This is a genomic window from Aeromonas sp. 600282, from assembly GCF_049175755.1.
Lineage (GTDB): Bacteria > Pseudomonadota > Gammaproteobacteria > Enterobacterales > Aeromonadaceae > Aeromonas > Aeromonas veronii_A.
On record NZ_JAAKVR010000012.1, the window covers coordinates 71,655 to 89,865 of the forward strand.

The 18,211-nt window shown below is 58.9% G+C and carries 13 protein-coding genes; 7 read left to right on the forward strand and 6 right to left on the reverse strand.

The genetic code is table 11. The features are described from left to right. Nucleotides 1-107 precede the first annotated feature (107 nt). On the reverse strand, nucleotides 108-2,363 hold the full coding sequence (locus tag G5137_RS12740; protein ID WP_407959346.1) for a patatin-like phospholipase family protein: 2,256 nt from the start codon (nucleotides 2,361-2,363) through the stop codon (nucleotides 108-110). 234 nt (nucleotides 2,364-2,597) lie between these two features. Between G5137_RS12740 and G5137_RS12745 the strand changes: the two genes are divergently transcribed. Both G5137_RS12745 and G5137_RS12750 read left to right on the forward strand, forming a co-directional pair. Further along, nucleotides 2,598-4,508, forward strand: a complete 1,911-nt coding sequence (locus G5137_RS12745) for a methyl-accepting chemotaxis protein (RefSeq protein WP_128834314.1) — start codon at nucleotides 2,598-2,600, stop codon at nucleotides 4,506-4,508. A 143-nt stretch (nucleotides 4,509-4,651) separates the two neighbouring features. Continuing rightward, on the forward strand, nucleotides 4,652-4,834 hold the full coding sequence (locus tag G5137_RS12750) for a hypothetical protein (RefSeq protein WP_128834316.1): 183 nt from the start codon (nucleotides 4,652-4,654) through the stop codon (nucleotides 4,832-4,834). A 69-nt stretch (nucleotides 4,835-4,903) separates the two neighbouring features. Here G5137_RS12750 and lpdA read toward each other — a convergent pair whose 3' ends face one another. The 5 genes from lpdA to ampD all read right to left on the reverse strand — a co-directional run bounded on the left by lpdA (nucleotide 4,904) and on the right by ampD (nucleotide 12,847). Continuing rightward, nucleotides 4,904-6,331, reverse strand: a complete 1,428-nt coding sequence (gene lpdA / locus G5137_RS12755; protein ID WP_005336123.1) for a dihydrolipoyl dehydrogenase — start codon at nucleotides 6,329-6,331, stop codon at nucleotides 4,904-4,906. Between the two features lie 148 nt (nucleotides 6,332-6,479). After that, complete coding sequence (gene aceF / locus G5137_RS12760) at nucleotides 6,480-8,369, reverse strand: pyruvate dehydrogenase complex dihydrolipoyllysine-residue acetyltransferase (RefSeq protein WP_204419767.1); 1,890 nt, start codon at nucleotides 8,367-8,369, stop codon at nucleotides 6,480-6,482. 119 nt (nucleotides 8,370-8,488) lie between these two features. Further along, a complete protein-coding gene (aceE, locus tag G5137_RS12765) occupies nucleotides 8,489-11,149 on the reverse strand; it encodes a pyruvate dehydrogenase (acetyl-transferring), homodimeric type (RefSeq protein WP_270905385.1) in 2,661 nt (886 codons plus the stop codon). 79 nt (nucleotides 11,150-11,228) lie between these two features. After that, nucleotides 11,229-11,993 carry a pyruvate dehydrogenase complex transcriptional repressor PdhR gene (gene pdhR / locus G5137_RS12770; RefSeq protein WP_005336127.1) on the reverse strand — a complete coding sequence of 255 codons (765 nt, stop codon included), beginning with the start codon at nucleotides 11,991-11,993 and terminating at the stop codon, nucleotides 11,229-11,231. 278 nt (nucleotides 11,994-12,271) lie between these two features. Beyond that, nucleotides 12,272-12,847 (reverse strand): 1,6-anhydro-N-acetylmuramyl-L-alanine amidase AmpD, encoded by a 576-nt coding sequence (gene ampD / locus G5137_RS12775; protein WP_323913139.1) that lies wholly within the window; start codon nucleotides 12,845-12,847, stop codon nucleotides 12,272-12,274. Between the two features lie 130 nt (nucleotides 12,848-12,977). Between ampD and G5137_RS12780 the strand changes: the two genes are divergently transcribed. The 5 genes from G5137_RS12780 (at nucleotide 12,978) to G5137_RS12800 (ending at nucleotide 18,156) form a co-directional block, all read left to right on the forward strand. Further along, nucleotides 12,978-13,448 (forward strand): retropepsin-like aspartic protease family protein, encoded by a 471-nt coding sequence (locus tag G5137_RS12780; protein WP_040068932.1) that lies wholly within the window; start codon nucleotides 12,978-12,980, stop codon nucleotides 13,446-13,448. Nucleotides 13,449-13,451: 3 nt separating this feature from the next. Beyond that, nucleotides 13,452-14,315 (forward strand): carboxylating nicotinate-nucleotide diphosphorylase, encoded by an 864-nt coding sequence (nadC, locus tag G5137_RS12785; RefSeq protein ID WP_421255496.1) that lies wholly within the window; start codon nucleotides 13,452-13,454, stop codon nucleotides 14,313-14,315. 314 nt (nucleotides 14,316-14,629) lie between these two features. Beyond that, nucleotides 14,630-15,079 (forward strand): pilin, encoded by a 450-nt coding sequence (locus tag G5137_RS12790; protein WP_421255497.1) that lies wholly within the window; start codon nucleotides 14,630-14,632, stop codon nucleotides 15,077-15,079. Beyond that, on the forward strand, nucleotides 15,079-16,785 hold the full coding sequence (gene tapB / locus G5137_RS12795; protein WP_216952199.1) for a PilB family type IVa pilus assembly ATPase TapB: 1,707 nt from the start codon (nucleotides 15,079-15,081) through the stop codon (nucleotides 16,783-16,785). The genes G5137_RS12790 and tapB overlap by 1 nt, the downstream gene beginning before the upstream one ends. Nucleotides 16,786-16,914: 129 nt before the next feature. Further along, nucleotides 16,915-18,156: a type II secretion system F family protein gene (locus G5137_RS12800; protein ID WP_216952200.1), complete on the forward strand. Its 1,242-nt coding sequence runs from the start codon at nucleotides 16,915-16,917 to the stop codon at nucleotides 18,154-18,156. Nucleotides 18,157-18,211: the final 55 nt, after the last annotated feature.

Sequence of the window (18,211 nt, forward strand, 5' to 3'; positions counted from 1 at the left end):
TGTTTACTTATTCACCACAAAATCATAACCAATTAAACATGCTGGTATTTTTTGATAATTAATTGAACGTCATCAATCAGAGTTAACAAATTGGCATCATTTCGGCATTATTCGAACGTACTACCCAATTGCAGATAGAAGACGTCATTGCCCCCCTCCGCCATGCCGTAGCCGAGGAACACAGGGCCGAGGAAGCTCTCCACCCCGACATAAAGCGACCCGGCGGTAAACGAGCTCTCCAGACTGATATCCTCCCCCTTGTTCCAGACCCCGCCCTGCTCCAGAGATCCGCCCAGATAGAGCGGCATCTTGAGGGCACCGAAGTCATTGTCTGCCACCCGATAGATGTAACGCAGGCCACCAAACAGGCTGTAGCGACCGCTCAGCTGGTAGCGCTGGAAACCTGAGAGGCGGAACAGCCCGCCCAGATCCTGAATATGCAGTGGCACCACCTCTTCACTGCCCGAGCCACCCCCTTCGAGGATCAGGTTGAGGCTGTGCCTGTCCCATGACCAGGGCTTGATCATGGAGAGTTGATAATTCCAGCCTTCACTGCGGCCATCTGCCGACTCGAGTCCATCCACACTGACGTGGGAGTGGCCCAGTTTCATATCCCACTTCACCCCCTGATAGGGGAAATAGCGGCTATCCAGATTGTCGTGTTCAAAGCGGACATAGGGGCCCCACGCCGTGGCATCCCCTTGCAGCTCTTTGAAGTTTTTGATCTCGATACTGCCCGTCTGCCCTTCCAGCCCCATAGACAGGCGGCTCCAGGGCTGACGATTCCAGCCGACCGCCAGATCGGCGCTGAAGAAGGAGTACTCGGTATCGAGATAGGTAAATATAGGTTCGTCCGGATCCGGATTAAAGAGGCTTCTCTGGGTCTGGTCATAGGCCAGGCTCGCCTCGCCATAGAAGGTCTGGGAGGGCTCCAGCGGTGTATAGAAGTCGGTCTTGATATGTTTGGCCGTGCCCAGTGATGCCTCGGTCAACCACTCGGCCCCCCACTCGTTGACGTTGGTGAGGGTGTAGGACATGCCGACGTTGTAGTTGGAGGTATTCTCGAAGTCATCGGTGAAACCGAACTGGAAGTTGAGGTAACCAGGCCCCCAGTTCTTCTCGCTGGCATCCACTACCAGCACGTTCTCCCCATCGCGCTCCTCCACTTCATAGGTGATGCGGTCAAACGACTCCAGCGCATAGAGGCGGCGAATGCCAGCCTCCAGACTCTCGTTGGTCTGGATCTTGTCCGGCCGAACCTTCAGCATGGCGTGCACCGTCTCGTCGGAGAGGCGCGACTTGTTGATGATCTCCACCTTGTCGATGAAGTAGGCGGGTTGACCACTTCGCTCGGCACGGCGGCTCAGCTTCTGGTTGCGATAGGCGTTGTACTGCGCCTTGGTGAGCGACAGCTTATCGAGTTGCAGCGACGCCTTGTACGCCGCCGCCTCACCCATTTTGATCCCCTCCGGCATGCGGGCAAAGTCGGCGATCCCCATATCGCCAAACTCGGGAGCGATCAGTATGTCTTTCGGCCCCATCAGCGCCTTCTGCTTGTCGGTACCCACCTGGGTCATGTAGGTGGTGAGCTGGTCGATCATCGCCAACCCTGACTTGAGTGATTCACGGGTACGCAGCTTGGCACCGATATCCACCGCGATCACCACGTCGGCCCCCATTGCCTTGGCGACATCCACCGGCATGTTGTTGACGCTGCCGCCGTCCGCCAGGATGTGCCCCTCCCACTCCACCGGCTTGAGGGCACCGGGAATGGACATGGAGGCCTGCATTGCCTTGGCCAGGCTGCCGTGATCCAGCACAAAGGGGGTGACCGTCTCCATGTCGGTCGCCATGGCGCGGTAGGGAATGGGGAGATCGTCGAAGCTCTCCTGTACCGGCAGGTTGGAGGTGGCCCCCCGCAGCAGGCTGGCCATGGATTGGCCCTGGAAAAAACCGTCCGGCAGCTGGGTGGTGTCGCCATTCACCCCGATATCGGTGCGCAGCTGATACTGCTCGTTCTGCTGCTTTTTACGCAACGACAGCTCGTCGCGGCCCACCTTGTCCTGATAGCCCTTGTTCCAGTCGATGGCCAGGGTAGTGCGCTCCACCTCCTCGGCACTGAGCCCCATGGCGTACATCCCCGCCACATAAGAGCCCATGCTGGTGCCGACTATGATGTCGACCGGAATCCGTTTCTGCTCCAGCACCTTGAGGATGCCGATATGGGCCGATCCCTTGGCGCCGCCGCCGCTGAGCACCACCGCAATTTTCGGGCGCTCCCCCTGTGCCGCCACAGCCAGCAGTGGGCAGGCCGCCAGCATCACCAAAAGCAGACGGGTCCATCCCGCACCTAAGCTGCGCATCATATTTTCCATATTATTCAGAGGGTCAGTCACCAAGGATGGCCTCTACTATAAGGGGCCCGGCAGTTAGCGCAACCGTCAATCCGCATCCCGCCTGTGCTGCATGGCGAAGGGGCACGCCGCCGCCCCTGTGAGCGCAAACGTAATCCGCAAATAAAGGGCTGCAAGCCTCATGGGTAGCGCCGCGCTGCCGCTAATATGAGCGTCGTCAATCTCAACCTTTTGAGCACCTTTATGCTGGCAACCCTCACTCTTAAACAGAAAATACTGGCCACGGTCACCCTGGCCGTGGTCGTCTCCTGCCTGCTGGTAGGCTACTTCAGCCAACGCTCGGCCCAGCAACTGATCGAAAACCGGATGTTCGAGCAGGAGCTCCCCAACCTGACCCAGCGGATCAGCAAGGAGATTGAACAGGATCTCCACGGCATCGCCCAGGCCGCCCGCCAACTGGCCACCGACCGCTTCATCCTCGACTGGGTGGATCGGGGCATGCCCAAAGAGCAGGAGCCAATCCTCATCAACCAGCTCAAGGATGTGGCCAACCAGTATGGTCTGGTGACTGCCTCCTTCGCCGATCGCCAGAGTGCCGCCTACTACAACCAGGATGGCTTTCTGCGCAACCTGACCCCCACGCAAGATGCCTGGTTCTATGACTACACCAAGAGCCAGAAGGAGATGACCCTCAGCATCTTCCGCGAGAGCAACGGCGAGGTGAAGCTGTTCGTCAACTTCCAGCAGCTCAACGGGCGCGGGCTGGCCGGCTTTGCCAAATCCCTCGACACCATGGTGACCATGGTCTCCAACTTCCGGCTGGAAGAGAGCGGCATCGTCTTTATGGTCGATGGCAGCGGCAAGGTGAAGCTGCACCCCGAGGCCAACCGCATCGAGCGTGACACGCTTGGCAACATTGCCAGCGGTGATACCGGCAGCCTGCTGGCCAAACGTCCCTTTGCCGTTATCAACGCCGAAGTCAATGGCGAGCCCATGGTACTGGCCAGTAGCTATATCCCGCTGCTCGACTGGTATCTGGTGGCCCAGGTGCCAGAAGCCGAGATCTATGCCGAGCTGGATCAGACCCGCAACGAGATCCTGATGATCTCGCTGGTGATTGCGCTGGTCATGGGGCTGATGGGGATGCTGCTGGCAGGTTCGGTCAGCCGCCCGCTCAACGAGCTGGCCCGCCTGTTCAAGGAGCTGGGCAGCGGCGATGGGGATCTCACCCAGCGCCTCAAGGTGGAAGGACGTGACGAACTGAGTCAGGTCGCCACCGGCTTCAACAACTTCGTCGCCAAGATCCACGGCTCCATCGAGCAGGTGGCGGAGAACTCCCGCCAGCTCGCGGCCACCGCCAACGAGGTGGCCAACAAGGCGCAGCTGACCCAGCACAACTGTACTGCCCAGCGCGATCGCACCGTGCAGGTGGCCACCGCTATCCACGAAATGGGGGCCACGGTGAGCGAGATCGCCGGTAACGCTTCGCTGGCAGCCGAAGTAGCCAGACAGGCCAACGATCAGGCCGATGCAGGGGCAGTAGTGGTAGCGCAGGCGCGCCACGGCATCGTCGACCTCTCCGGCGAGATTGAGCAGGTGGCAGGGGTTATCGAGTCGCTGGCGAGCCAGACCGACTCCATCGGCAGCATCCTCGAAACCATCCGCAGCATCTCGGAGCAGACCAACCTGCTGGCATTGAACGCTGCTATCGAGGCCGCTCGTGCCGGTGAACAGGGTCGCGGTTTCGCCGTGGTAGCAGATGAAGTGCGTAACCTCGCCAACCGCTCCGCCGCCTCGACCGCCGAGATCCAGGGGATGATCAACCGCTTGCAGGAGCAGAGTGCCCGCGCGGTCAGCGCCATGGCGCAGGGGCGCAACCAGAGTCTGGAGGTAGTGAGCCAGGCCGATGAGGCCAACGCAGCCCTCGGACAGATCACCGCGCACATCACCCAGATCAACGACATGAATATCCAGGTCGCCACCGCCACCGAGGAGCAGTCCAGCGTGGTCGGCGAGATCAACCGCAACGTGGAAGATATCAACCAGCTCACCATGGAGACCGCCGATATCGCCCACCAGCTGACCGAATCGAGCCGCAGCCTGCAGCAGCTCTCCGGTCAGCTGGACAAGCTGGTTGGCAACTTCCGGTTGTAGTCTGCATCCCACTTATGAAGACTCACCAGAGGGCGCTGCGGCGCCCTCTGTCATAGCCACGGCAAACGGTGACGCACGGCCATTCAACCGCCGTTATGCGGCTCTCGAAATGCCTCATAATCAGGGAAATATGAGGAGGAGTTATGGGCAAACTGATAGTGATGGTGTTGCTGGGAGGAGTGCTCAGCGCCTGCAGCAACGGGCCGGTGCGGGTACACGGGGCGGATGTGAGCGTCGATGACACCCGCATTCGAGTCTCGGATGGCAGCAGTGGCGGCTATGGCACCTTCTGCCCGCCCGGTCAGGCCAAAAAGGGGCGTTGCTAACCTCTGCGCCAAATCCCAAAAACAAAAAGCCGCTCATTCGAGCGGCTCTTTCATGAAGCTGGCAGAAGATTACTTTTTCTTCTTGGCCTTGGCGTTCGGCAGGTCGGTGATGGAGCCTTCGAACACTTCGGCAGCCAGACCCACGGACTCGTGCAGAGTCGGGTGAGCGTGGATGGTCAGCGCGATGTCTTCGGCGTCCGCACCCATTTCGATGGCCAGACCGATTTCACCCAGCAGTTCACCGCCGTTGGTACCCACGATGGCACCACCGATGACGCGGCCGCTCTCCTTGTCGAAGATCAGCTTGGTCATGCCGTCGGAGCAGTCGGACGCAATGGCGCGGCCGGAAGCAGCCCACGGGAAGGTGGCGACTTCGAAGTTCAGACCCTGTTGCTTGGCTTCCTTCTCGGTCAGACCAACCCATGCCATCTCTGGCTCGGTATAGGCGATGGACGGGATCACTTTCGGGTCGAAGTAGTGCTTCTTGCCGGCGATCACTTCGGCGGCAACGTGACCTTCGTGAACACCTTTGTGTGCCAGCATCGGCTGACCCACGATGTCACCGATGGCGTGGATGTGGGCCACGTTGGTACGCAGCTGCTTGTCCACCTCGATGAAACCGCGCTCGGTCACGGCAACGCCTGCCTTCTCGGCATCCAGCATCTTGCCGTTCGGCACACGGCCTACGGCAACCAGCACGTTGTCGTAACGAACCGGCTCGGCCGGGGCGTGCTTGCCTTCGTAGGAGACGTACAGGCCGTCTTCGCGCGCTTCAACTGCGGTGACCTTGGTCTCCAGCATGATGTTGAATTTCTTGGCCACACGCTTGGTGTAGATCTTGACGATGTCTTTGTCGGCAGCCGGAACCAGCTGGTCGGCAAATTCCACCACGTCGATCTCGGAACCCAGAGAGGAGTAAACGGTACCCATCTCCAGACCGATGATGCCGCCACCGATAACCAGCAGTTTGCCAGGAACGGTTTTCAGCTCCAGCGCATCGGTAGAGTCCCATACGCGCGGGTCATCGTGGGGAATGAACGGCAGCTTCACCGGACGGGAACCGGCCGCGATGATGGCGTTGTCGAAGGTCACGGTAGTCTTGCCGTCGGCACCTTCAACTTCCAGGGTGTTCGGGCCGGTAAATTTACCCAAGCCGTTAACAACCTGAACTTTACGCATCTTGGCCATGCCAGCCAGACCGCCGGTCAGCTGGTTGATAACCTTCTCTTTCCACAGACGGATCTTGTCGATGTCGGTCTGCGGTGCACCGAAGACAATGCCGTGCTCGGCCAGCGCCTTGGCTTCTTCAATCACTTTGGCAACGTGCAGCAGCGCCTTGGAGGGGATGCAGCCCACGTTCAGGCAGACGCCACCCAGGGTGGAGTAACGCTCGACGATAATAGTATCCAGACCCAGATCGGCTGCACGGAAAGCAGCGGAATAACCGGCAGGGCCAGCACCCAGTACTACGACCTGGGTTTTGATTTCTTTACTCATCATGACCTCTTTGTCGTTCTTATATCCCCGGACAGCGCAGTCTTATACCGAAACGGGTGGCTGCAGCCGTGAAAAAAACGGGGCAAGTTTACGATCATGTTAATGAAATGAGAAGTAAAAAGGGCAGGCTCTGGGCCCGCCCTCTCACTTACAGGACCAGTCGACGAATGTCGGACAGCACGCCGTTCATGGTGGTGATGAAGCGAGCCCCATCGGCACCATCGATCACGCGGTGGTCGTAGCTCAGAGCCAGCGGCAGCATCAGGCGCGGCGCGAACTCTTTGCCGTTCCACTTCGGCTTCATCTCGGACTTGGAAACACCGAGGATGGCCACTTCCGGCGCGTTGACGATCGGGGTAAAGCTGGTACCGCCGATGCCACCCAGGCTGGATATGGTGAAGCAACCGCCCTGCATGTCGGCAGCGGTCAGCTTGCCGGCACGGGCCTTCTTGGAGATCTCGGCCAGATCGCGAGACAGCTCCATGATGCCCTTCTTGTTAACATCGCGCACCACGGGCACAACCAGACCGTTGGGGGTATCTACCGCCACACCGATGTGGATGTACTTCTTCATGATCAGCTTGCTGCCATCTTCGGACAGGGAGCTGCAGAAGCGCGGGTGAGCTTCCAGCGCCTTGGCGGCGGCTTTCAGGATGAACACCAGCGGGGTGATCTTCACGTCAGCCTTCTGCTTCTCGAGCATCGCGTTCTGCTCTTTGCGGAACGCTTCCAGCTCGGTGGTATCGGCTTCGTCGAACTGGGTGACATGAGGGATCATGACCCAGTTGCGGTGCAGGTTCGGACCGGAGATCTTCTGGATCCGAGTCAGCTCGACCTCTTCCACATCACCGAACTTGCTGAAGTCTACTTTCGGCCACGGCAGTACGCCCAGACCGTTGCCACCGGCTACGCCGGCAGAGGCAGGAGCGGACTCGGCACGCTTGATGGCATCCTTCACGTAGGCTTGCACGTCTTCTTTGACGATGCGGCCCTTGCGACCGGAGGCCTTCACCTTGGCCAGGTTGACGCCAAACTCGCGCGCCAGACGGCGTACCGCCGGAGAGGCGTGTACATAAGCGTCGTTGGCAACGAAATCGGTCGCAGCGGCAGCAGCCTGAGCAACCGGAGCCGGAGCAGCGGCAACAGGGGCTGCAGCGACCGGGGCGGCAGCTTGAGCAACCGGCGCGGCGGCAGGAGCAGCGCCAGCCACTTCGAATACCATGATCAGGGAACCGGTGGAGACCTTGTCACCCGCCTTCACCTTGATCTCTTTGACCACACCGGCGAACGGCGCAGGCACTTCCATGGAGGCCTTGTCACCTTCCACGGCGATCAGGGACTGGTCAGCTTCAACCTTGTCACCCACGGCAACCATGATCTCGGTGACTTCCACTTCGTCGCCACCGATATCCGGTACATTGACCTCTTTGGCAGCGGCGGCAACCGGGGCAGCAGCCACGGGCGCGGCAGCTTGAGCCGGAGCAGCAACGGCAGCAGGCGCAGCGCCAGCCACTTCAAATACCATCACCAGAGAACCGGTAGAGACCTTGGCACCAGCGGCAACCTTGATCTCGACCACGCGACCGGCAAACGGCGCTGGCACTTCCATGGAGGCCTTGTCACCTTCCACGGCAATGATGGACTGGTCGGCTTCAACCATGTCGCCCACGGCAACCATGATCTCGGTCACGTCCACTTCGTCGTCACCGATGTCCGGCACGTGCACATCTTTGCGCACGGCAGCGGCAGGAGCGGCGGCCGGAGCAGCGGCAGCCGGTGCAGCCACTTCAGCAGGGGCGGCAGCGCCTTCGGCTTCGAAGATCATGATCTGGGAACCGGTGGCAACCTTGTCGCCTACCTTGATCAGGATCTCTTTGACGATACCGGCAGACGGGGCCGGTACTTCCATGGAGGCCTTGTCGCCTTCTACCGCGATGATGGACTGGTCCAACTCGACCTTGTCACCCACGGCCACCATGATCTCGGTGACTTCAACTTCATCGGCGCCGATATCCGGCACCATAATCTGTTTGGACATTGTGCTTTATCCTCTTGCGTCGATCCGCGTGACTGGCTGATGCCGCCACGCACATCTCGCGTTAACCGTTTTAAATCCTGGCAGGGTCACGCCGCATGACGGCGCGACCCTTGATCCACTTACGCGTACAGCGGGTTGACCTTGTCGGCATCGATGCCGTACTTGGCGATGGCGTCGGCCACAACCTGCTTGTCTACCTCGCCGCGCTTGGCCAGTTCGGTCAGAGCAGCAACCACCACGTAGAACTCGTTCACTTCGAAGTGACGACGCAGGTTGGCACGGCTGTCGGAACGGCCGTAGCCGTCGGTACCCAGCACGCGGTAGTTCTCGGTCGGAACGAAGGCGCGAACCTGATCGGCGAAGGACTTCATGTAGTCGGTCGCAGCGATGGTGGCTTCGGAACCCAGTACCTGAGCGATGTAGGGAACACGCGCTTCAGAGGTCGGGTGCAGCATGTTCCAGCGATCCGCGTCCTGACCGTCACGGGCCAGCTCGTTGAAGGAGGTGACGCTGAACACGTCGGAACCGATGCCGTACTCGCTGGCCAGGATCTGGGCAGCCTTGCGCACGTGCCCCAGGATGGAACCACAACCCAGCAGCTGAACTTTCGCCTTGGCACCGGCGACGGATTCCAGCTTGTAGATACCCTTGCGGATGCCTTCCTCGGCGCCTTCCGGCATGGCCGGCATGGCGTAGTTCTCGTTCAGGGTGGTGATGTAGTAGAACACGTTCTCCGGGTTCTCACCGTACATGCGGCGCAGGCCGTCCTGTACTATCACCGCCACTTCATAGGCATAGGACGGGTCGTAGGAGATGCAGTTCGGGATGGTGTTCGCCAGGATGTGGCTGTGACCATCTTCGTGCTGCAGACCTTCGCCGTTCAGGGTAGTACGACCGGAGGTTGCACCCAGCAGGAAGCCACGGGCTTGCTGGTCACCGGCTGCCCACGCCATGTCGCCGATCCGCTGGAAGCCGAACATGGAGTAGTAGATGTAGAACGGGATCATCGGGCAATCGTTGGTGCTGTAAGAGGTCGCAGCAGCCAGCCAGGAGGACATGGCGCCCAGCTCATTGATACCGTCTTGCAGAACCTGACCCTGCTTGTCTTCCTTGTAGTAGGAGACGATGTCGCGGTCTTGCGGGGTGTACTGCTGACCGTGCGGGCTGTAGATACCGATCTGGCGGAACAGACCTTCCATACCGAAGGTACGGGCTTCGTCAGCGAGGATCGGAACGATGCGCTTGCCGATGGACTTGTCTTTCAGCATCACGTTCAGGGAACGCACGAACGCCATGGTGGTGGAGATTTCGCGCGCTTGCTCGCCCAACAGCGGGCCGAAGGCATCCAGCGCCGGGATTTCCAGCTTGGTGGTGCTTTCGCGCAGACGGGTCGGCAGATAGCCTTTCAGGGCTGCACGACGAGCATGCAGGTACTTGTGCTCTTCACTGCCCTCTTCGATCTTCAGGTACGGCAGATCGGCCAGCTGCTCGTCGGCCACCGGCAGGTTGAAGCGGTCACGCAGGTGACGCACGGAGTCCAGCTCCATCTTCTTGACCTGGTGAGCGATGTTCTTGCCTTCAGCCGCTTCACCCATGCCGTAACCCTTGATGGTCTTGGCCAGAATAACGGTCGGCTTGCCCTTGGTCTGGGTCGCCTTGTTGAATGCGGCGAACAGTTTGCGAGGATCGTGACCACCGCGGTTCAGAGCGAAGATCTCCTCGTCGGTCATGTCTTTGACCAGCGCGGCAGTTTCCGGATAACGGTTGAAGAAGTGCTCGCGGATGTAGCCACCGTCGCGGGACTTCATGGTCTGGTAGTCACCGTCCACGGTCTCGTTCATCAGCTGGATCAGCTTGCCAGAAGTATCCTTGCGCAGCAACTCATCCCACTTGCGACCCCAGATCACCTTGGTCACGTCCCAACCGGCGCCAGCGAACAGGCCTTCCAGCTCGTTGATGACCTTGCCGTTACCGACAACCGGACCATCCAGACGCTGCAGGTTGCAGTTAACCACAAACACCAGGTTGTCGAGCTTTTCACGCACGGCAACAGTCAGGGCACCTTTGGCTTCCGGCTCGTCCATCTCGCCGTCACCCAGGAAGGCGTAAACGGTCTGCTCGGAGCAATCCTTGATGCCACGGTCGGTCAGGTACTTCAGGAAGCGAGCCTGATAGATGGCGGCGATGGGGCCCAGACCCATGGAGACGGTCGGGAACTGCCAGAAGTCCGGCATCAGTTTCGGGTGCGGATAGGAAGGCAGACCCTTGCCGTCCACTTCCTGACGGAAGTTGTCCAGCTGCTCTTCGGTCAGACGACCCTCAGCAAAGGCGCGAGCATAGATGCCCGGGGAAATGTGACCCTGGAAGTAGACCAGATCGCCACCATCCTTCTCGTTGCGAGCACGGAAGAAGTGGTTGAAGCAGACATCATAGATGGTCGCAGAAGAAGCGAAGGAAGACATGTGACCACCCAGGTCCAGGTCTTTCTTGGACGCGCGCAGCACGATCATCATGGCGTTCCAGCGGATGATGGCGCGAATGCGGCGTTCCATCTCCAGGTCACCCGGGTAGTCCGGCTCATCGCTGGACGGGATGGTGTTGATGTAATCGCGATTTGCCTTGGCAGCCACGTCCACACCGCTTGCGCGGGCTTTCTCGGCCAACTGTTCAAGGATGAACTGAGCGCGTTGCGGACCCTCTTCACGCAGCAGGGATTCCAGAGAGGCAAGCCACTCCAGCGTTTCTATCGGGTCCACATCGTTCTTCAGGATATCAGACATGGCTGGTTCCTATGTTGTTGTGATTGCACGGCATTGCACGGCGAAGGGCGCAAGCATTCGACAATAAAGCCTTGTGGGATTAGTTTTCCTGCTGACGGATCCGACGCATGGATCGCTGGATCCGGCTGTCTTCCCTCTGCATATCCAACAAGGTGTCCTCGATAAAGGCCAGATGCTCATGACAAGCTGTTCTGGCCCGCTCCGGAGCCCCCGAAAGAATAGCCTCGATCAGATTCGCGCGATGGCGACGTATCTTGGCTACCACTCCCGGGCGGCGATTCAAAATCTCGTTATTCTGCAGAATGTTCTGTTCGAGCATCGGGCTCATGGCCCGCAGCAGGTGCAGCAGCACCACGTTGTGGGACGCCTCGGCCACCGCCAGATAGAACTGGGTCACGGCTGCCGATTCGGCCACCAGCGAGCCCAGCTGGCCCGCCTCTTCGATAGTGGTTTGCACCTGACGAATACGCTCGAAATCAGACCCGGTTCCCCGCAAGGCCGCGTAGTAGGCACAGATGCCTTCCAGCGCGTGGCGAAACTCCAGCAGGTCATACTGGGCTTCCGGGTGGGTACTGAGCAGTTCGAACAGAGGATCGGCGATCCCCTTGCTCAGGGCATTCTGCACATAAGTGCCGCCGCCCTGACGGCGATAAAGCAATCCGCGCGCTTCCAGTCGCTGGATGGCTTCGCGCAGGGAGGGGCGCGATACCTGAAACTGGATGGCGAGTTCCCGCTCGGGAGGCAATTTCTGTCCCGGCTGCAGGCTGCCTTCCAGAATCATCTGTTCCAGCTCGGCGACAATGGAGTCGGCCAACTTGGGTTGCGTAATCTTGCGATAGGGCATGAGGCTACTTTGTTAAATTGGTATTACCAATTTCATGGATGGGGCGAAAATTAGCAGAGGCCTTTTGAAAAGTCCACTCAAAAGATGATCTGAGTCAAGAATCAGCCCTGCCACTTAAGAGGTAAAGCAGGGGAAACATGATTTAGCTCATAGAAAATGGTCTGACCAATATTCTTGACTTCGCTCACAAATAACATTTGCGCAACCAGAGACAAAAATGGCCTGCCAGATAGGCAAGCCATTGATTTTAAAATCCAAACTAAATTTGAATGTTTACTTTAGCTGTTTAGTAGTTGCCGGTAGTAATCCCACTGGAAACTGGCTCCGGGATCCGTCTTGCGCCCTGGCGCGATATCGCAATGGCCGACAATTTTTTCGTGGGTGATGGCCGGATAGCGCTCCGAAATAGCTCGAGTGAGCCCTGCCAATGCCCGGTATTGAGCCTCGGTATAGGGGGTTTCGTCAGTCCCTTCCAGCTCGATGCCAATGGAGAAGTCATTGCATGCCTCCCTTCCCAGCCAGCTCGATACTCCCGCATGCCAGGCACGCTCGCCGAACGGCACATACTGCACCAGCTCGCCATCACGGCGGATCAGGCAATGAGCCGAGACCCGCAGCTGATGGATACCGGCAAAATAGGGGTGAGCCTCCGGGTCGAGTCGTCCCATAAAGAGATCGTCGATAAAGGGACCGCCAAACTCCCCAGGCGGCAGGCTGATGCCATGAACCACCAGCAGGGAGATGTCATCCGGCGCTGCCCGTTCGTTGTGATGGGGAGAAGGCACCCGGCGCGCCTGCTGGCACCAGCCTGCGGCATCGATAGAGAAACAAGGTTGCGAAGCGAGTTGAGTCATCGGCTACTCGAGTTGGCTGATAAATGGCGAGAAAACGAAGATACCTGATAGGCAACCCGGCACCAACTCACTGAATCAACGGGAAATGGTATGTTAGGCTGAGTCATCTTCCGCTCGATATGGATGGGGTATGCAGCACACGGCACGCTGGATGTGGTTACTGGCCTGGCTCTCTTTGATGGGCCTGCTGACCCTCTATTTTCACTCCCGCAACCAACCAAGTGTCACTGCCAGCGGCGAGCTGTTGCTGCGGGCCGACCAGAGCGGCCACTATCGTCTGGAGGGTGCCATCAACGGCCAGCCGGTGCAACTGCTGCTCGATACCGGCGCCACCCGTATCACCATCCCGCAGCAGGTTGCCGAGCGGCTCGGCCTGACCGCTCATGGCAGCAGCCAGGTCAATACCGCCGCGGGGCAGATCCGGGTCGGCAACGGCACCATCGAAACGCTGGCGATGGGGCCATTGACCTTGTACGATCTGGCCATCTTTATCAATCCGGCGGCAGACGGTGACGAAGTGCTGGTTGGCATGAACGCCCTCGGTCGGCTGGAGCTGGTTCAAAAGGAGCGGCAACTGCTGCTCAGACCCTTGCAGGAATAAGGCATGTTTCAACAGGATGTCAGCCGCGCCGTGCGCGCCGCACTACTCGAAGATCTGGGCGATGCCCTCACCACGCTGGACCAACCGGACGCCAGTGCCGATATCACCGCCCAGCTGATCCCGGCCAACCGGATGGCCAGCGCCCGGGTCATCACCCGCGAGGCCGGAGTGTTCTGCGGCCAGCCATGGGTGGATGAAGTGTTCGTACAACTCGGCGGCGACGTGAAGGTGGAGTGGAAGGTGCAGGATGGGGAAGTGCTCTCCCCCAATCAGGAGCTGTTTCGCCTCCACGGCCCTGCCCGCCTGCTGCTGACCGGCGAGCGCAATGCGCTGAACTTTGTCCAGACCCTCTCCGGCGTCGCCACCCTCACCGCTCGCTATGTGGCGGAGCTGGAGGGCACTGACTGCCGCCTGCTCGACACCCGCAAGACCATACCGGGGCTGCGCACCGCCCAGAAGTACGCGGTCGCCTGTGGCGGCGGCAAGAATCACCGCATCGGCCTCTATGACGCCTATCTCATTAAGGAGAACCATATCCTCGCCTGTGGCGGCATTGCCGAGGCGATTAATGAGGCTCGCCATCTCAATCCGGGCAAACCAGTAGAGGTGGAAGTGGAATCGCTGACCGAGCTGGAACAGGCGCTGGCGGCCAACGCCGATATCGTGATGCTGGACAACTTCGACGTGACCATGATGCGAGAAGCGGTCGCCATCAATCAGGGCCGCGCCAAGCTGGAGGTCTCCGGCAATGTGACCCTCGACACTCTGGCCGAGTTTGCCGCCACCGGCGTCGATTTTATCTCGGTCGGGGCACTGACCAAGCATGTGCGGGCACTCGATCTCTCCATGCGCTTTATCCAACCGTGAGACGCCCCCCACAGGCTTGAGCAAACACTCGATATAACCGGACAAACAACTTGCAAAAGGCGCCAGAGGCGCCTTTTCTTTATGCAGGATCCCTCGGCAAAGGAGTGTACAGACGGACCCTAATTCGGCCATAGAAAGAGTCATAGGAGGCCACTTCTTTTATGACACGCATCAAGTTTTTGCTAAATGAAAGAAGTGTGATTAACAAAATGGACAATCTCTGTTGCCACCCCTGACAGCTCGGATAAGATACTGACGTGCAGATGATTTTCCACCGGCACTTCCCAGGAACCAAGGATAAAAGGATATTTTCCATGAACAGCAAAATGAAGAAACAATCAGGCTTTACCCTTATTGAATTGATGATCGTGGTTGCGATCGTGGCCATCTTGGCCGCCGTCGCGCTGCCGGCATATCAGAACTACACCAAAAAAGCCAAAATGACTGAGGTTGCTTCTGCTACCGGTAAATACAAAACCTCTATTGAAGTCTGTGTGCAAACTAAAGGTACTGCTTGCGTCTTAGCCGACATTCAAAGTGGTGCTGTTGCGCAAGGAAATGTCACAACAACCGTGACTGGTGGAGGAACCTCTGCTTGGGTTGTAACTTCAGCACCAACAGCGAGCGCCGCAGCAGGCTCACTTGCACCTCTTGTCGTTGGAGACACTGCAATTTTGACAAGCTCAACCCCTTCCAATACAGACCCATTAACATGGACTCTTACTTGTGCAGCAGCGGCAGCAGATTATTGCCCAGCTAAATAATGACCTCTAGCCCTAATAGCGGCCTGGCGTTAAGCCTGGCCGCCTCTTCACTGATCAGTGAAGAGGATTCCCAGCGCTATCTGAGCCAGGCCAAGGCCCAGCGCAAACCCTTTGTGACCTTTCTGATAGAAAACGACATCCTCGACAGCAAAGCGCTCGCCGATTTTTGCGAGCTGGAGTATGGGGTGCCTCTGCTGGATCTTGCCGCCTTCGATTTGGCCGAGATCCCGCAGAAGTACCTCAATCAGAAACTGATTGAGAAGCACCACGTCCTGCCCATCTATACCCAGGGCCACACCCTCTATATCGCCATGTCGGATCCGACCAATGTCTCGGCCCTGGAGGACTTTGGCTTCAGTTTCGGCCTTCATACCGAGGCGCTGCTGGTGGAGGAGAACAAGCTCACCGCCGCCATCGGCAAGCTGCTGGAGAGCGAAAACGACGCCCTCGGCATGGAGGATATCGACGAGGCCGAGATCTCCGACCTCGAGGTAAGCGACGAGAGCAGCCGGCTCGACGAGAGCGTCAATACCGCCGATGACGATGCCCCCATCGTCAAGTACATCAACAAGATCCTGATGGATGCCATCAAGCGCGGCGCCTCCGACCTGCACTTCGAGCCTTACGAATTCAAGTATCGGGTGCGCTTTCGCATCGATGGTATTTTGCACGAAATCGCAACCCCGCCGGTCAATCTGGCCAACCGCTTCTCTGCCCGCCTCAAGGTGATGGCACGGCTCGATATCGCCGAGCGGCGGCTGCCGCAGGATGGCCGCATCAAATTGAAGCTGTCGCGCAACAAGTCGATGGATATGCGGGTCAATACCCTGCCCACCATGTGGGGGGAGAAGATCGTTATCCGTCTGCTCGACTCCTCGGCAGCCCGCCTCAATATCGAGCAGCTTGGCTTCGACGACCGCCAGAAGGCGCAGTACCTGCGTGCCCTCTCGAAACCGCAGGGGATGATACTGGTCACCGGCCCCACCGGCTCGGGCAAGACGGTATCGCTCTATACCGGCCTCAATATTCTTAACACCACCGAGGTGAATATCTCTACCGCTGAAGATCCGGTGGAGATCAACCTGCCGGGCGTCAATCAGGTGCAGGTCAACCCCAAGGCGGGGCTTACCTTCGCCAGCGCCCTGCGCTCCTTCTTGCGGCAAGATCCGGATGTGGTGATGGTGGGGGAGATACGGGATCTCGAAACCGCCGAGATCGCCATCAAGGCGGCCCAGACCGGCCACCTGGTGCTCTCGACCCTGCATACCAACTCGGCTGCCGAAACCCTGACCCGGATGATGAACATGGGGGTGCCCGCCTTCAATATCGCCTCTTCGGTCACCCTGATCATGGCCCAGCGGCTGGCCCGCAAGCTGTGTGACCACTGCAAGGCGCCGGAGGTGGTGCCGGAAGCCGAGCTGCTGGAGCTGGGTTTTACACCGCAGCAGCTGGCAGCCGGCTTGCGACTGTTCAAACCGGTTGGTTGCAAGGAGTGTTCCGGCGGCTACAAGGGGCGAGTCGGCATCTACGAAATCATGCTAATGTCGGAAAATATCGCAAAATTGATCATGCAGGGGGCCAACTCCCTGCAAATTGCGGCGATTGCCCAGAAAGAGGGCATGCGCACCCTGCGCACCTCGGGACTGGAGAAGGCACGGCTCGGTGTCACCAGCCTGGCCGAGGTCAACCGGGTCACCACCAATTAAACCTCGCCAAGATGCGAGCAAGATGATCTACCAGCAAGCGACCAGATGGTGCCAAGCCGTTTGAGGATATTTATCAGGTCAGATGGTTCAGGGGCTCCCTGACCATCCGCCCAATTGCAGGATGCAAAGATGGCAACCCTAACGAAAAAAAACACCCCCCCGAAAAAAGTCTTCGCCTTCCGCTGGCACGGGGTCAATCGCAAGGGGCAGAAGGTCTCCGGTGAGCTGCAGGCTGACAGCATCAATACCGTCAAGGCGGAGCTGCGCAAGCAGGGGGTAAACGTCACCAAGGTGGCCAAAAAATCCCAGGGGCTCTTCTCCAAGGGCGGCGCCAAGATCAAGCCGATGGATATCGCGATTATCTCCCGCCAGATCACCACCATGCTCTCCGCCGGCGTACCACTAGTACAGAGCCTGCAGATCATCGCCCGCAGCCACGAGAAAGCCGCCATGCGCGAGCTGATGGGTGAGATCGCCTCCGATGTTGAGACCGGAACCCCCATGTCGGAGGCGTTGCGCCGCCACCCTCGCCATTTTGACGATCTCTACTGCGATCTGGTTGAGGCGGGGGAGCAATCCGGTGCACTGGAGACCATCTACGACCGTATCGCCACCTATCGGGAAAAGTCGGAAGCGCTCAAGTCGAAGATCAAGAAGGCCATGTTCTATCCCACCATGGTTATTCTGGTGGCCATAGTGGTGACTTCCATCCTGCTGCTGTTCGTCATCCCCCAGTTCGAGGATATCTTCAAGAGCTTTGGCGCCGAGCTGCCGGTGTTCACCCAGTTTGTCATCGGCATCTCACGCTTTATGCAGAACTGGTGGTATGTCTTCTTCGGCGGAGCTGCGCTCGCCATCTTCCTCTATGTGCGCGCCTGGCGCGCCTCCCAGAAGGTAAGGGACAATACCGACAAGTTTGTGCTCACCATCCCGGTAGTCGGTATGATCCTGCACAAAGCGGCGATGGCCCGCTTTGCCCGCACACTCTCAACCACTTTCTCGGCCGGTATCCCGCTGGTGGATGCTCTCATCTCGGCGGCCGGAGCCTCCGGCAACTATGTCTATCGCACCGCCGTTATGGCCATTCGCAACGAGGTGGTGGCCGGTATGCAGATCAACGTGGCAATGCGCACCGTCGATCTCTTCCCGGACATGGTGATCCAGATGGTGATGATCGGCGAGGAGTCCGGTGCCATTGATGATATGCTCTCCAAGGTTGCCACCATCTTCGAGCAAGAGGTGGACGACCTGGTCGATGGCCTTACCAGCCTGCTGGAACCCCTCATCATGGTGGTGCTCGGGGTGCTGGTCGGCGGCATGGTTATCGCCATGTACCTGCCCATTTTCAAACTTGGCGACGTGGTGGGTTGATTCATCAGGGCATGGAGCCAAAGCCATGCCCTTCACTCATTCAATAACTGACGGT

Coding starts and splice junctions, on each gene's coding strand:
- G5137_RS12740 (WP_407959346.1), bottom strand. CDS start 2,363: ATGCGCAGCTTAGGTGCGGGATGGACCCGTCTGCTTTTGGTGATGCTG.
- G5137_RS12745 (WP_128834314.1), top strand. CDS start 2,598: ATGCTGGCAACCCTCACTCTTAAACAGAAAATACTGGCCACGGTCACC.
- G5137_RS12750 (WP_128834316.1), top strand. CDS start 4,652: ATGGGCAAACTGATAGTGATGGTGTTGCTGGGAGGAGTGCTCAGCGCC.
- lpdA (WP_005336123.1), bottom strand. CDS start 6,331: ATGAGTAAAGAAATCAAAACCCAGGTCGTAGTACTGGGTGCTGGCCCT.
- aceF (WP_204419767.1), bottom strand. CDS start 8,369: ATGTCCAAACAGATTATGGTGCCGGATATCGGCGCCGATGAAGTTGAA.
- aceE (WP_270905385.1), bottom strand. CDS start 11,149: ATGTCTGATATCCTGAAGAACGATGTGGACCCGATAGAAACGCTGGAG.
- pdhR (WP_005336127.1), bottom strand. CDS start 11,993: ATGCCCTATCGCAAGATTACGCAACCCAAGTTGGCCGACTCCATTGTC.
- ampD (WP_323913139.1), bottom strand. CDS start 12,847: ATGACTCAACTCGCTTCGCAACCTTGTTTCTCTATCGATGCCGCAGGC.
- G5137_RS12780 (WP_040068932.1), top strand. CDS start 12,978: ATGCAGCACACGGCACGCTGGATGTGGTTACTGGCCTGGCTCTCTTTG.
- nadC (WP_421255496.1), top strand. CDS start 13,452: ATGTTTCAACAGGATGTCAGCCGCGCCGTGCGCGCCGCACTACTCGAA.
- G5137_RS12790 (WP_421255497.1), top strand. CDS start 14,630: ATGAACAGCAAAATGAAGAAACAATCAGGCTTTACCCTTATTGAATTG.
- tapB (WP_216952199.1), top strand. CDS start 15,079: ATGACCTCTAGCCCTAATAGCGGCCTGGCGTTAAGCCTGGCCGCCTCT.
- G5137_RS12800 (WP_216952200.1), top strand. CDS start 16,915: ATGGCAACCCTAACGAAAAAAAACACCCCCCCGAAAAAAGTCTTCGCC.